Here is a 15,427-nt window from a genome sequence, read left to right as displayed (position 1 = left end):
GTGGGAATTTGTAGGCCTGATAAGACGCGCGAGCGTCGCATCAGGCATTCGGCACCGTTGCCGGATGCGGCGCGAGCGCCTTATCCGGCCTACCGATTACGTGCCAATATTACATTGAGCAATACAATCAGTTCTTTTTCACGAACTCAGATTTCAGTTTCATCGGACCAAAACCGTCGATTTTGCAATCGATGTTGTGGTCGCCTTCAACCAGACGGATGTTTTTCACTTTGGTGCCGATCTTCAGCATTGAAGAGCTACCTTTCACCTTTAGATCTTTAATGATGGTAACGCTGTCGCCGTCAGCCAGCAGATTGCCGTTAGCATCTTTAACGATCAGCTCGTCACTTTCCTGTGCAGGTTCTGCGTCGTTCCATTCGTAGGCGCATTCCGGGCAGATGTACATGCCGTTATCTTCGTAAGTGTATTCGGAGTTGCATTTTGGGCAGTGTGGTAATGACATGTGGATTTCCTCAAAAGTCAGCGGGGCAAAAGCGCCAAAAAACGGCAGATTGCCGAAAAAGGCCGCAATTATACACAAAATCCCTGAGTTTGTCGGGGGTACTGCTGATTTTAGACGACGATCGTTTTCATTTGAAAGAGAAGACAAAAAGAAAATAATCTTTTTGCCTCAGTTTATTATTTGAGATAAGGTTAACTTTATTCTTGTTCTTTTTTTTATTTAATTGTTTTTTATCTTTCTGACGTTTTAAATTTGTCGGAAGGGGCTTCGTCATTCCAATAAAAAAATAAGTTAAATATAAATTATTTCCCGCAGTAATTATAAAAGCCGAAAACAGAACTAAAAAACGATCTGGCTAAATAAAAGTAATAAAATTTGCTTTAAGGAAGAACTTTCCATGTGCACACAGACAATATATGAGTTAAGTCAGGAGGCGGAACGTTTGTTACTGCTTTCCCGACAACAGTTGCAGTTACTGGAAAAAATGCCTCTCACTGTACCTGGAGAAGATGCACCGCCACTGACTTTACCCTGGAGTCAGCATAATATCGTCGAGCGTCACGTGATGCTGAATAATGAGCTGCGTAAAATTTCCCGTCTGGAAATGGTGCTGGCGATTGTCGGCACTATGAAAGCAGGGAAATCAACGACCATTAATGCCATTGTTGGCACAGAGGTTCTTCCTAATCGCAATCGCCCTATGACTGCGCTGCCAACGCTTATTCGCCATACGCCGGGACAAAAAGAACCGGTGCTGCATTTTTCGCATGTCTCGCCAGTTGACTGTTTAATCCAACAATTACAACAGCGCCTGCGTGATTACGATATTAAGCATCTGGCCGATCTGCTGGAAATAGATAAAGATATGCGTGCACTTATGCAGCGGATCGAAAATGGCGTCGCTTTCGAAAAATATTACCAGGGCGCCCAGCCTATTTTTCATTGTCTGAAAAGTTTGAATGATTTGGTGCGCCTGGCGAAAGCGCTGGACGTCGATTTTCCTTTTTCTGCTTACGCAGCTATTGAACATATCCCGGTGATTGAAGTGGAATTCGTCCATCTGGCGGGGCTGGAAAGTTATCCGGGGCAGTTAACATTACTGGATACTCCCGGGCCAAACGAAGCCGGGCAACCACATCTGCAAAAAATGCTTAATGAGCAGCTGGCGCGCGCTTCTGCGGTGCTGGCGGTGATGGATTATACGCAACTGAAATCGATCTCCGATGAAGAGGTGCGCGCGGCGGTTATGGCCGTCGGCAAGTCGGTGCCGCTGTATGTATTGGTCAATAAATTCGATCAGCAGGATCGTAACAGCGACGATGCCGAACAGGTGCGGGCGCTGATTTCCGGGACGTTGATGAAAGGCTGTGTTACGCCAGGGCAGATATTTCCGGTATCGTCGATGTGGGGCTATCTGGCGAATCGGGCGCGCCATGAGTTAGCTAGCAGCGGCAGGCTGCCGGATCCTCAACAGCAACGCTGGGTGGAGGATTTTGCCCATGCGGCGCTCGGCAGGCGCTGGCGTAACGCGGATCTGGAGGATATCGACCATATTCGCCATGCCGTTGAGCAATTGTGGGAAGACTCGTTATTCGAACAGCCGGTGCAGGCGTTGCTTCATGCCGCGTATGCCAACGCGTCGTTGTACGCTCTGCGTTCTGCCTCGCATAAGTTGTTGAATTACGCCCAGCAGGCGCGGGAATACCTTGATTTTCGCGCCCACGGTCTGACTGTCGCCTGCGAACAATTGCGGCAAAATATCCACCAACTCGAAGAAAACTTGCAGCTATTGCAACTCAATCAGGCGCAGGTGAGCGGTGAGATTCAACATGAAATTGAGCTGGCCCTGGCATCAGCCAACGATTTTTTGCGTCAGCAGCAAGATGAGGTGAATGCCCAGTTAGCCGCGCTGTTTCAACATGATTCGTGGCCATTAAGCGAGATTCGCACTCGCTGCGAGACACTGTTACAGACGGCGCAGACCAAAATCAGCCGGGATTTCACGTTGCGTTTTGCTGAACTGGAATCAACTCTTTGCCGGGTACTAACTGATGTTATTCGTCCCATTGAGCAACGGGTTAAAGTGGCATTGAGTGAGTCTGGGTTTCGCCCTGGATTTGATTTTCCTGTTTTTCGCAGCGCGGTTCCCCACTTCAATACTCGTCAGCTATTCAACGATGCAATATCGCCTCAGGAAATGCCGGATGAGCAGGTCACCCGTTTAGGCGTTGTACGCGAGACGTTCTCGCGCTGGTTGAATCAACCTGACTGGGGACAGAGTAATGAGAAATCTACGAAAAAGGCCGTTGATTACAGTGTGCTACAACGTACGTTGACCGAAGAATTTGACCTCTATTGCCAACAAATGGCTAAAGTTTTGGCGGTTCAGGTCGATGATTCTGTCACGGCAGGGATGAGCACATTTTTCGCTGATTTCGCTGTATGTTTGACGGAATTACACACGCGTTTACGCGAAAGTCTGGCTTTGCGACAGCAAAATGAATCCGTGGTGAAAATAATGCAGCAGCAATTGCAGCAGGCTGCAACAACGCACGGCTGGATTTATACGGACTCTCAGTTGTTACGCGATGATATTCAAACTCTTTTCACGGCAGAACAGTATTGACAAAGACGTTACTGGACGGCCCAGGCCGCGTGCTGGAGTCGGTTCATCCCCGCTTTTTAGTGGATCTGGCGCTGGGCGATGATACCCGCCATCCGCATGCCCATCAGCAGCAGTTTCGTGAACGACTGATGCAGGAGATCCTTGCTCGCACACAGCTTCAGACGTGGGCGAATGCCGGAATGTTAAATGCGTCGCTTAGTCTACGCCTGGCATTGGTGGAAAAACTGGCGGCAATGCTTGACCCCGGTCATCTGGCGTTGACACAGATCGCACAATATCTGGCGTTACTGCAAAAAAGGGATCTCCGCCCACAATCCGCTTTCCCGGAACTCCAGCAGCAAATTACCGCTTTATATGAGTGGTTTTCAGCCCGTTGTCACTGGAAGGAAAAAGCGTTAATGCAACGAGGGTTACTGGTGCAGGCGGGCGAACAGAGCGAGCAAATTTTTACTCGCTGGCGTGCCGGGGCGTATGGCAGTTGGTCGCTGCCTGGACGTTGTTTCATCGTTCTGGAAGAACTGCGTTGGGGGGCGTTTGGCGATGCCTGCCGTCTGGGAAGTCCGCAAGCGGCAGCGTTGTTGCTTGCTGATTTGCGCGTGAAAGCGACGCAATATCTGGCTGAAAGTATCAACGCGGCACCGACTACTCGTCATTATTACCACCAGTGGTTCACATCACCTACAGCTGTAAGCAGTGGGGAACATGCTGACTTTTTAGGTTGGTTGGGTAAGTGGTCCGATGCAGATAAACAGCCCGTTTGCTGGTCGGTGACCCAACGCTGGCAAACTGTTGCGGTAGGGATGCCACGGCTCTGTTCAGCGCAACGTCTGGTGGAGGCAATGGTTGAGGAAATCTTCTCTGTAAATTACGTGTAAATAATCAGTTACATTGGTGAGTGTTTAACGAAATTCATGTGTGAAGTTGATCACAAATTTAAACGCTGGTAGGGTAAAAAGGTCATTAACTGCCCAATTCAGGCGTCAACTGGTTTGGTTGTACAGTTCTTAATCGGAACGTGTAAGTAAACCCGCTACGCTTGTTACAGAGATTGCACCCTGCAATTCCCGCTTCCCTTTTGCGGGCGCCACGTCATTTGTCTGGCGTGTGCGGAAATGGGCTTACTCTGCGAGGATAGCTATGCTGAAAAGGAAAAAAGTAAAACCGATTACCCTTCGTGACGTCACTATTATTGATGACGGTAAACTGCGCAAAGCCATTACTGCAGCATCGCTGGGTAATGCAATGGAATGGTTCGATTTTGGTGTTTATGGTTTTGTTGCCTACGCATTAGGTAAAGTCTTTTTCCCGGGGGCTGACCCCAGCGTGCAGATGGTTGCTGCACTTGCCACCTTCTCCGTTCCCTTTCTGATTCGACCGCTTGGCGGGCTCTTCTTTGGTATGCTGGGCGACAAATATGGTCGCCAGAAGATCCTTGCGATCACTATTGTGATTATGTCGATCAGTACGTTTTGTATTGGTTTAATACCGTCCTACGCCTCTATTGGTATTTGGGCACCGATTCTGTTGTTGATCTGTAAGATGGCGCAAGGATTCTCGGTGGGGGGCGAATATACCGGGGCGTCAATATTTGTTGCGGAATACTCCCCTGACCGTAAACGCGGCTTTATGGGCAGTTGGCTGGATTTCGGTTCTATTGCCGGGTTTGTGCTGGGTGCGGGCGTGGTGGTGTTAATTTCGACCATCGTCGGTGAAGAGAACTTCCTCGACTGGGGCTGGCGTATTCCGTTCTTTATCGCTCTGCCTTTAGGGATTATCGGGCTTTACTTGCGCCACGCCCTGGAAGAGACGCCAGCTTTCCAACAACATGTTGAGAAACTGGAGCAGGGCGACCGAGAAGGTTTGCAGGATGGTCCGAAAGTCTCGTTTAAAGAGATTGCCACCAAACACTGGCGCAGTCTGTTGACGTGTATTGGCCTGGTGATTGCCACCAACGTCACTTACTACATGCTGCTAACCTACATGCCGAGTTATTTGTCGCATAATCTGCACTACTCCGAAGACCACGGAGTGCTGATTATTATCGCCATTATGATTGGTATGCTGTTTGTGCAACCGGTGATGGGACTGCTCAGTGACCGTTTTGGCCGTCGGCCGTTTGTGATCCTTGGTAGTGTTGCGCTGTTTGCGCTGGCGATCCCGGCGTTCATCCTGATTAACAGTAATATCATCGGCCTGATTTTCGCCGGGTTGTTGATGCTGGCAGTGATCCTTAACTGCTTTACGGGTGTTATGGCCTCAACGCTGCCAGCAATGTTTCCGACGCATATCCGTTACAGTGCGCTGGCGGCGGCATTTAATATTTCGGTGCTGATTGCCGGTCTGACGCCAACACTGGCGGCCTGGCTGGTGGAAAGCTCGCAGAATCTGATGATGCCCGCGTATTACTTGATGGTGGTGGCGGTGATTGGTTTGATTACCGGCGTGACCATGAAAGAGACAGCGAATCGTCCACTGAAAGGTGCGACACCGGCAGCGTCAGATTTGCAGGAAGCGAAGGAAATTCTCGTCGAGCATTACGATAATATTGAGCAAAAAATCGAGGATATTGACCACGAGATTGCCGATTTGCAGGCGAAACGTTCTCGTCTGGTGCAGCAACATCCACGTATTGATGAGTAACCTGAAATGGATTGCCTGCTGCGAGGTTGTTTTATCAGGCCTACACCCGAACTCTTAAGGTTCACTTAATCTCTGACGCGCATACTCTCCTCCAGGTTAACGGAGGAGAGTGCAATGAAAAACCGTATTTATGAACGTTTAACTACCGTGTTCAGCGTGTTGGTAGTCAGTAGCTTTCTCTATATTTGGTTTGCCACGTACTGATCTTTCTTCAGCCGTACCCAGGCACGCGTACCGGAAGTTTCTTCCCGGTTTTGCAGGAAAAACTGCCCGTGATGCAACTGCGTGATACGGCTGACAATACTTAATCCCAGACCAATTCCGCCATAACGGCTGTCCATTCGTACAAACGCTTTACTTAACTCCCCGCATTTACTCTCATCAATACCCGGCCCTTCATCTTCAACGGCCATTACCGCACCGCCATCTTCTTGCAGCTTAATCATAATGTTGCTGCCTTGTGGGCTGTAACGATGGGCATTTTCCACCAGGTTTCGCAATAACATCCGCAGCAGGGTAGCATCGCCCGGGACGGTGATGTCGGCGGCGCTTTCTGGCAACAGCAAGGTTTGCTGACGCTGGTCGAGCATGGTACTTAACTCGTCATACGAGGGCAGAATCACATCTTCTAGTAGTTTTACATGCTGATAATTACCCGATGAAAATGATTGGCCAGCACGCGCCAGTTGTAACAACTGGGAGACGCTCTCCATCATCTGATCAAGTCGCGCTACTAACGGCGCTACATCAATGTGATGCGTTTTCGCCAGCAACTCCAGATGCAAACGTACTCCCGCCAGCGGCGTTCGCAGTTCGTGAGCGACGTCAGCGGTAAACAACCGTTCGTTATCCAGCGTGCTGGTCAGGCGAGATACCAGATCGTTCAAAGCCGAAACCACCGATTCGATTTCGAGGGTGGCACTGTGAATGGCAATGGGCGTTAAGTTGTCGGCGGTACGCGCTTCCAGCTCTTTTTGCAGCTCCGCCAGCGGACGGGTGATGCGGCGTACCGCCTGATAGCAGATAAATAGCGTCAGGCTGACCATAAACACGCCGGGGACAATCAGACTGGCAACCGCTTCGCGGATCTCTCGCATGATGTGACGATCGTTGTTGCGATTGTCGCGTAACGCCTGCTCAAATAGCTGAATCTGCTCGGTACTCTCATGCCATAGCCAGAAGACGCTAATCAGCTCAAACACCAGCAGAATGGCCCCGATGGTCAATATCAGCCGCTGGCGCAGCGATATTGGCCGACGCAGAAAACGCATCAGATTCAATTAGTTCTCCTCATTTACGACCAGCATATAGCCAAAGCCGCGTACGGTGCGGATACGCGACTTACCTACTTTGTCGCGCAGGTTGTGAATATGCACTTCCAGGGTATTGGTCGAGGGTTCGTTGTCCCAGTTATAGATGTCGTTGTAGAGAATTTCCCGATGCACCGGGCTGCCGGCCTTGAGCATCAAGCGCGACAGCAGAGCATATTCTTTCGGCGTCAGAATCAGTTCTTCACCGCCCATCCATACCTGACGGCGACCCATATTCAGCGTCAGGTTGCCAACAATCAACTCGCTTTCGCCCTGATTATTATGGCGTCGCAGCAGGGCGCGGATGCGGGCGTGTAACTCTTCCAGTGCAAAAGGCTTCACCAGGTAGTCGTCGGCCCCGACATCCAGCCCGGCGATTTTGTCGGTCAGGGTGTCGCGGGCGGTGAGGATCAGCACCGGCAGTGTGTATTTTTTCTGTCGGATGCGGGCGAGAAAATGCAGCCCATCTTCGTCAGGTAAACCTAGATCCAACACCACCAGGCTGTAATGACCCGCTTCAAGACTTTGCTCTGCCATCCGCGCGGTTGTGACGCCGTCGCAGGCGTAGCCTTCGGTTTGTGCCGCCAGAATCAGTCCCTGCAATAACAGCGTATCATCTTCAACAATTAGAATTTTCATTCAGTCACTCTCCTGCAAGTTTGCAGAATATCATCCGCGGCCTGGTAATACTTCGTTTCGACGCCGGTTAATCCCAACAGCGTTGAGAATAAATTGTCTTGTGAATAGTGCTGCGTTTGCGCCTGTTTTTGCAGGCAGTTCTGGTCAACCTGATACCGCTTTTGATAATCCTCCGACAGCCACAGCAGCATTGGCACCTGTTTTTGGCTATCCGGGGCGATGGCATAAGGCAGGCCGTGCAGATAGATGCCATTTTCACCTAACGATTCACCGTGATCAGAAAGATAAACCAGGCTGGTGGTAAATTTATCCTGATGTTCTTTCAGCAGATTAATCGCTTTATCAACAATATAGTCAACGTAGACCAGCGTGTTGTCGTAAGTGTTCACCAGTTGTTCTTTCGAGCAGTTTTGGATCTCGTTGGTGTCGCAAGTGGGGGTAAATTTCCTGAACTGCGGCGGATAACGGTTGTAATAGGTCGGGCCGTGGCTTCCGATGGTGTGTAATACAATCACGCCATCACCTTGCAGATTATTGATGTACTCTTCCAGCCCGTGGAACAGCACTTCATCATAGCATTCACCGTTGATGCACTGACCAGGCAAGTTCAGCGCAGTGACGTTCTGGTGAGGTACGCGGTCGCAGACGCCTTTACAGCCGCCATCGTTATCATTCCACAGTACATTAATGCCCGCCCGTTGGATGATATCCAGCACGCCTTCCTGGTGCTGTGCCAGCTCTTCTTTGTAATGCTCACGCGGCATATCCGAGAACATGCATGGCACTGAAACTGCCGTTGCCGTGCCGCAAGACGCGGTATTGGGGAAATAGACCACGTTATCTTTCGCCAGCCGCGGGTTAGTTTCACGCGGGTAGCCGTTGAGCGAGAAGTTCTCTGCCCGCGAGGTTTCGCCGACGATCAAAATGGTCAGATTTTTACGTTTCTCGTTTTGCATTAACGGGTTGCGGTGAGCATCCTCACCAATGCGCACCAGCGGCAGATTTGCCCGTCGCTGGTGGGAATACCATGACCAGCTGGCGACAATGCTGTTAGACGGGCTTAAGGATTTCACCAGCTCTTTGTTGTTGCGAAACAGCGAGGCGTAGTCTTTATAAAACAGCGCGGCGACCAGCAGAATCAGCAGCACTGAAATCAGGATATTGGCCCCACGGAAAAGAACGCTGCGCAGACGTGAGTTGGCAGGTTTGATTTTAATCCAGCAGGCTATCAGCGCCGCAAGTACGCCGCTTAACCCTAGCGTTAATAACATTTGTGGTGTCATCAGCGCATAACTTTCTGCCGGAGTGGTATCAATAATATTGGCAATCATCGAGCGGTCGATGACGATGCCATAGGTCATGATGAAATATTGCGCCGACGCGCCGACCAGAATAAACAGGCACGCCAGCGGGCGATTAAGCCATAAGAAAGAGCCTAGCGTCAGGACAATATTCATCACACTAAACGCGACGACTGGCATTGATAAGAAAACCAGTACGTTATGCAGTGAATCCAGCGGTAACGCCTGCAATACTTGTTTAAAAAAGGCAATATTCAGGCAGATAGAGATATAAAAAGCAGCCAGCAATAGCCAGGCGAGTAAATTCAAAGAGGGTCTTTTTAGAAGGCGCTTCAACATCACGGTGTTTCCATCGAACAAAGTGCGCATATGTTCGCAAAGCAAAGTTAAGCCAACCTTAAGTTCTTAAGGTTGGCTTATGCGTTTGCTGGATTAAGGGGGGACTTAATCTTTACTGATCGGTGCATCTAAAGGATAGGGGTTTTTATGCATCCGGTTGTAGTTCAGCGCGTACATGGCTGTTATTACCATCAGAGTGACGAATGACCACATGACCTCTTGTGCGCCAGAACCGACCACCGCCCAGATACAGTAAAGGAAGGCGATAGTTGTGATGGTCAGGTACGCCGGGCGCGCTTTGCCAAAGTGACCGTGACCTAAAAGCAGTAAAGCGGCACAGGTGTAAAGATAAGGCACGAGGGTAAAGATCACCGATACGGAAGACACCAGACCAAACTCTTTGGTTGCGTTTGGCGAGATGCTGCTGAACTGGAAGATAGTCATCAGAATTCCAACGATAATCAACCCGGCAACAGGGGTACCCGCTTTGTTAACGCGGGCAAAAATAGGGGGGAATAGACCGTCATCGGCAGCCGCTTTCGCCGTTTGCCCGGCCAGTAGTGTCCAGCCGCCCAGCGAGCCTAAGCAACCTGCCGCTGCGCAGAAGGAGACAATGGCCCCAGCGGTATCACCCAGCGCCATTCGCGCGGCATCGCCAAAAGGTGAGGCGGAAACGCGCAGCGCGGCATTAGGGATCATCCCCATAATTGCAGTGGTCGAGAGCACGTAGCAGACGGCGGCAATCAACACCCCGCCAATGGTGGCGATAGGCACGTTGCGTTTCGGGTTTTTCACCACGCCCGCCGCAACGGAAGCACTTTCTACCCCAATAAACGACCACAACGTTACGTTTAAGGTACTTTGAATCGCACCGAAAGTACCCAGCCCACTCACGTTCCATGCTGCCATATACGTTTCACTGTGGAACCAGAACCAGCCGAATACGGCAATCCCGACAATGGGGATCAGCGCCAGCACAGTGGCGACAGCCTGCACGCGGGTGATCATTTTTGGACCGACGATATTAAGCAGAACGAAGATCCACAGCACCACCACACAGGTGATGGTTAATACCAACGGATCTTTGAGGATGGGGAAGAAGTAGCTTAAATATCCTACGCCAATGACCACCATGGCAATATTGCCGATCCAGCAGGCCAGCCAGTAGAGAACGTTTGTTTGATACCCGAGGAAAGGGCCAAAGCAGCGGCGCGCGTAGGCGTATGAACCGCCAGGGCTGGGATCGAGGAAAGACATTTTGGCGTAGACCATCGACAAAGCCAACGCACCGATAATCGTCACCAACCATCCATATATGGCAATCCCGCCAGTCGAGGCCAGGTTTGCAGGTAACAGAAAAACACCTGACCCCATAATATTCCCCGACACCATCAGAGTGACGGGGATTAAGCCCACTTTGTGAGCGTCAGCATCCGAAGACATAATTAAACTCCTGCGAAGGTGAGCTTCATGACAATAAATTAAGTCATATCATACGCCTACATTCGCGAGTTGAATTATTCTCAACCGGGTTATCGCTGATGCTGTTATTAATATAGCTCTTCGTTCAGGTTATAAATCAGGCGACAGAACGTTCTCTGTGCTGACTAACATAATGGAGAGGCGTCATACCATAGAAGTCTTTAAATACAGATATAAAATAGGAAGTGCTGTTGTAGCCGCAGGATTGTGATACCTGTGAGATATTTTTGCCGTCCATCATTAATTCATTTACGGCATAACGCATACGGCAGGTGGTGATTATTTGGCTATAACTGGTGTTTTCACTTTTCAGTTTTTTCTTTAACAAGCTGGGGCTTAGACATAAACAGCTGGCTACCATACTAAGATTCCAGTCTTTATGAATATCGCTTTCAATTATTTGATAAACGCTGTCACTTACACAATTACGTAACATATACATCATAAGAGAAAGGAATTTTTTACTGTCGAGGAAACGTGATAGCACAGTGAATAATAATGCACGAGTACGCTCTTTTTCTGACTCTGTTTCAGCGGGCATCATGCTATGTTGAGCCGCGACGCGAAAGAGGTCTAGTGTCAGGCATGGTAAGGCCAGGACTGGGGTAGCGCTTCGTTGCCAGACGGGTATTTTTGAGAGATCTTTATTCAGAAAACGGAGGTAATCTTTGATGATGTCATGACTAATTTGCGCAACCAAAGTGTTATTAAGTGAGGAGACATCAATAATATTATTTTCACAACTTAATAACGCCATGTGGTTAGCCTTCAGGCTTATAGGTTCTTTCCCATTCACCCTTAACCAGACATCTTTTTCAGTCAATAAAACAATACAAGGTTGGTCGCTGCAAATCCTCATACATGTACTCCTGAATGCAAATAAAAGACCCGTTTTCGCCAGGAAGAGCGATACGGGGAAATGGTTATATAATTGTATGACGAATCAAAACATGCATAAAAATAACGTGTTTTACTAATATTACAAATTTTTATAGTAATTTCTCATGTACAAAAATTTTTACATGCTGAAAAAGTGTAAATAACAGGCAAAAAAAAGCGCGGGGTGGGACCGCGCAAAAAGTATGACATTTTTGTTTGCAGCAATTTTTATGAAAACGTTGCCATACTCAAAAGGCCTCAGGCCAGGCGGCGTAATGTTATTTAAACAATTACGCCTTCAGCGGAATAGTGGTTACGCTTTCACACACATCACGTGGTAAATACCATCAATAATTTCGGTACCTTCAGTTTCGTGTTCGAAACCAGGGAAATGATGATCCCAGGATTGTAGTGAGCGTAAATAGCTTACCTGCGGACTGTTTTTATCGCCGAAGTTTTCGCCAGAGAGCAGCATTGGGATTCCTGGCGGATACGGGATGACAGAGTTCGCCGCAATACGTCCAGGCAGGTTTTCAATGGATACCAGTTCGACGTTGTTATCGACAATCGCGTTGTAGGCTTCACGCGGGGTGATTTCAGCCACCGGCAGGCCAGAATAGGCTTCGTTCAACCGTGCGCCTGGGTTGTTTTCTTTCAGCCAGGCAAACATTTTGTCGCCCAGATCGTGAATACCCATATTCGCGTAAGTGTCAGGATATTGCGCAGCAAGTTCCGGCATCACCAGCGCCAGCGGTGTATTAGCGTCGTAGTGGCGTTTGAAAGAGCAAAGTGTGTTAACCAGAGTTCCCCATTTCCCACGGGTTACGCCCATAGAGAACAGGAACATAATCTGGAAGTCAGTGGTGCGGGTTGGCACAATGCCGTGACGACCAAGCCAGGCGGTGACCAGTGCAGCAGGTACGCCAGTCTCTTCCAGTTCGCCGTCTTCTCCCATCCCCGGCGCGAGGATGCTGACTTTAATCGGGTCGAGCATGCTCCAGTTGTCCGGGATATCTTTAAAGCCGTGCCAGCTTTCGCCTGGGTGCATTACCCAGCAGTCCTGAACGGTGGTCAGCAGTTTGCTCGGCGCGTCGGCAAAGTCATAGGTTTTGCCAGTTTCCGGGTCGGTAACCACGTCTTTATTCCACGGTTTAAAGAACCAGTTTCCTTCGTCGGTAAATTCTTTATACAACCGCGCCATTGCCTGACGGAAATCGACCGCTTCGTCGATCACTTCCTGCGTCAGCGACAGGCCGCTATTGCCGTCCATCATCGATACTGCCACATCGTTTGATGCGCAGATGGCATACAACGGAGAAGTGGTGGCATGCATCATATATGCCTGATTAAAGCGAGAGAAGTTAATCGCGCCACGGCCTTCACGCACATGAATGTAAGACGCCTGCGACAGCGCATTCAGCAGTTTGTGAGTGGAGTGGGTCGCGAAAACGGTTGGGCCGTTATGATCGCCCGGTTCACCGCGCATGGCGTAGTGATCGGCATAGATCGGGTTAAAACGCGCATAACCGTACCAGGCTTCGTCGAAGTGCAGACGATCGGAGGTTTTTTCCAGCAGATCCTGCGCTTCTTTGGCGTTGTAGCAGACGCCGTCGTAGGTGCAGTTGGTTACCACGCAGTAAGAGGGTTTTTGCCCAACTTTATCTTTGGTCAGCGGGCTTTCGCTGATTTTCTTCTGTAAGGTTTCAGGCTGCATTTCCTGCGGGTAGATTGGCCCGATAATGCCGTAGCGGTTGCGGCTTGGCACCATGTAGACCGGTTTCGCGCCAGTCAGCATTAAGCCTTGTTCGATGGATTTGTGGCAGTTACGGTCAACGACCACCACATCGTTATCGGTCATGCAAGCCTGCATGATGGTGCGGTTAGAGCCAGAAGTCCCGACGACGACTGACCAGGAACGATCGGCGCCAAATACGCGCGCGGCATATTTTTCGCTTTCGCCAAATGCGCCAGTATGGTCAAGTAAAGAACCAAGGGAAGTTCTTTCGATGCCCATGTCGGTACGGAACAGATTTTCACCATAATAGTCATGGTAGAAACGTCCAGCTGGCGTTTTGGTAAAGCCGACACCACCCTGGTGGCCCGGTGCGGCCCAGGAATACTCGTGGATGTCGCTATATTTCATCAGCGCGCTGAACAGTGGCGGTAACAGTTGCTGACGATAGCGGGTCATCGCAGCAACGGCGCGTCCAGCAATAAAATCGGAGGTATCTTCCAGAATCCAGGCGAATTCATCGACAAGCTCCAGCAGGTCGCGATCCATTGCAGCGAGGGCTTTTTCCCGATCGCCCAACAGGAAGACCGGCACGTTTTGTTGGCGCTCATGAAGCTTACCGATCAATTCTCTGACGTTTTGATGTTCGTCTGGATGTTCCATTTGATAGCTGAACATCAGACAATCAATGGCCTCATTTGAAGAGAGAATGGCAAAGCCGTCATCAAAGGAGGTGGATTTAATCACGGTAACATTTTGCTGGCTTAATGCATTTGCCAGACGCTCAACGGCGCTACCGACCCAGGTGTCCTGATGGAGAAACTCGCTTTCAACAATTAATACTTTCATCATTGCTTACCCGGTTATGAAGGAATCTTTGTTGCGGGCAAGTATCTTCTGGGTATTTCAGGCTGTAAAGCGAGTGAAAAACAGTCGCTTTTGTTTTTTTTATTTTTATAAACAAGTGATTACATTGATTTTTAAAGTTGTTTTCACTGCTTATTATCGACAGCTAAACTATTTTTTTGGCTGATACTGATATCATCTTTATCCGGGAAGCGTCTGGCGGCGTTGTTGGCTAAGTTTGCGGTATTTTTGCGGCGACATACCGACATATTTGCCGAAAGTGCTGTAAAAGCGACTGCTCGAACGAAAACCTGCTGTCAGGGCAATATCGAGAATACTTTTATCGGTATCGCTCAGTAACGCGCGAACGTGGTTGATGCGCATCGCCGTAATGTACTGTTTCATCGTCAATTGCATTACCCGCTGGAAGATCCCCATCGCATAGTTGGCGTTAAGTTTGACATGCTCGGCCACGTCGTTGATGGTTAGCGCTTGATCGTAGTTTTCTGCAATAAAGCCCAACATCTGGCTGACATAAAACTGTGCATGGCGCGAGACGCTGTTTTTGTGCGTACGCGAGGTTTTATTGACCAGAACCGGCTCCCAGCCAGAGAGACTAAATCGCTTGAGCATCAGGCCAATTTCATCAATGGCGAGCTGGCGGATTTGCTCATTTGGGCTGTTGAGTTCCTGCTGCCAGCGACGCACTTCAAACGGACTAAGCTGTTGTGTCGCCAGTGATTTGATCACCATACCGTGAGTGACGTGGTTTATAAGGTCTTTATCCAGCGGCCAGGAGAGAAACAGATGCATCGGTAAATTAAAAATCGCCATGCTCTGACAGGTTCCTGTATCTGTTAGCTGATGTGGCGTACAGGCCCAGAACAGCGTGATATGCCCCTGATTGATATTCACTTTTTCATTGTTGATCAGGTATTCCACATCGCCATCGAAAGGCACATTCACTTCGACCTGACCATGCCAGTGGCTGGTGGGCATGATATGTGGTGCACGAAACTCAATCTCCATTCGCTGATATTCCGAGTACAGAGATAGCGGGCTGCGGGTCTGCTTTTCATCGCTGCTACACATAAAGGTATCAGTATTCATGGATGGCTCTCTTTCCTGGATTATCAGAATTATGACATGAGCAGGTGAGGATGACTGCGA

At 49.5% G+C, this 15,427-nt stretch carries 12 protein-coding genes; 4 read left to right on the top strand and 8 right to left on the bottom strand.

Features of this window, described 5'->3' with window-relative positions; translation table 11 throughout:
* Nucleotides 1-127 precede the first annotated feature (127 nt).
* Entirely contained in the window at nt 128-463 is a 336-nt protein-coding gene (locus H9644_RS02305; protein WP_001300891.1) for a zinc ribbon domain-containing protein YjdM, read from the bottom strand.
* Nucleotides 464-860: 397 nt separating this feature from the next.
* Between H9644_RS02305 and crfC the strand changes: the two genes are divergently transcribed.
* The 4 genes from crfC (at nt 861) to pmrR (ending at nt 5,933) form a co-directional block, all read left to right on the top strand.
* Nucleotides 861-3,089, top strand: a complete 2,229-nt coding sequence (crfC, locus tag H9644_RS02300) for a clamp-binding protein CrfC (protein ID WP_064525692.1) — start codon at nt 861-863, stop codon at nt 3,087-3,089.
* Nucleotides 3,086-3,964 carry a diguanylate cyclase regulator RdcB family protein gene (locus H9644_RS02295; protein WP_064525694.1) on the top strand — a complete coding sequence of 293 codons (879 nt, stop codon included), beginning with the start codon at nt 3,086-3,088 and terminating at the stop codon, nt 3,962-3,964. Before crfC ends, H9644_RS02295 begins: the two co-directional genes overlap by 4 nt.
* A gap of 262 nt (nt 3,965-4,226) precedes the next feature.
* On the top strand, nt 4,227-5,729 hold the full coding sequence (gene proP / locus H9644_RS02290) for a glycine betaine/L-proline transporter ProP (protein ID WP_191772935.1): 1,503 nt from the start codon (nt 4,227-4,229) through the stop codon (nt 5,727-5,729).
* Nucleotides 5,730-5,843: 114 nt separating this feature from the next.
* Nucleotides 5,844-5,933 (top strand): LpxT activity modulator PmrR, encoded by a 90-nt coding sequence (pmrR, locus tag H9644_RS02285; RefSeq protein WP_074399408.1) that lies wholly within the window; start codon nt 5,844-5,846, stop codon nt 5,931-5,933.
* Here the strand turns inward: pmrR and pmrB are convergent.
* From pmrB to melR, 7 genes are all read right to left on the bottom strand, one after another.
* Nucleotides 5,909-7,009 (bottom strand): two-component system sensor histidine kinase PmrB, encoded by a 1,101-nt coding sequence (gene pmrB / locus H9644_RS02280; RefSeq protein ID WP_187649014.1) that lies wholly within the window; start codon nt 7,007-7,009, stop codon nt 5,909-5,911. The two genes, pmrR and pmrB, sit on opposite strands and share 25 nt — an antisense overlap.
* Nucleotides 7,010-7,678 carry a two-component system response regulator BasR gene (gene basR / locus H9644_RS02275; protein ID WP_064525700.1) on the bottom strand — a complete coding sequence of 223 codons (669 nt, stop codon included), beginning with the start codon at nt 7,676-7,678 and terminating at the stop codon, nt 7,010-7,012.
* Nucleotides 7,675-9,318, bottom strand: coding sequence for a phosphoethanolamine transferase EptA (gene eptA, locus H9644_RS02270; protein WP_191772934.1), 1,644 nt, complete (start codon nt 9,316-9,318; stop codon nt 7,675-7,677). Before eptA ends, basR begins: the two co-directional genes overlap by 4 nt.
* A gap of 105 nt (nt 9,319-9,423) precedes the next feature.
* Nucleotides 9,424-10,761: an arginine/agmatine antiporter gene (adiC, locus tag H9644_RS02265; protein WP_191772932.1), complete on the bottom strand. Its 1,338-nt coding sequence runs from the start codon at nt 10,759-10,761 to the stop codon at nt 9,424-9,426.
* A gap of 136 nt (nt 10,762-10,897) precedes the next feature.
* On the bottom strand, nt 10,898-11,659 hold the full coding sequence (gene adiY, locus H9644_RS02260; RefSeq protein ID WP_064525708.1) for a DNA-binding transcriptional activator AdiY: 762 nt from the start codon (nt 11,657-11,659) through the stop codon (nt 10,898-10,900).
* Nucleotides 11,660-11,992: 333 nt separating this feature from the next.
* On the bottom strand, nt 11,993-14,260 hold the full coding sequence (adiA, locus tag H9644_RS02255) for an arginine decarboxylase (RefSeq protein WP_191773013.1): 2,268 nt from the start codon (nt 14,258-14,260) through the stop codon (nt 11,993-11,995).
* Nucleotides 14,261-14,458: 198 nt separating this feature from the next.
* Nucleotides 14,459-15,367: a transcriptional regulator MelR gene (gene melR / locus H9644_RS02250; RefSeq protein ID WP_064525714.1), complete on the bottom strand. Its 909-nt coding sequence runs from the start codon at nt 15,365-15,367 to the stop codon at nt 14,459-14,461.
* Nucleotides 15,368-15,427 lie beyond the last annotated feature (60 nt).

The organism is Escherichia whittamii, assembly GCF_014836715.1.
GTDB lineage: Bacteria > Pseudomonadota > Gammaproteobacteria > Enterobacterales > Enterobacteriaceae > Escherichia > Escherichia whittamii.
This window is presented reverse-complemented; position numbering and strand designations above follow the sequence as displayed.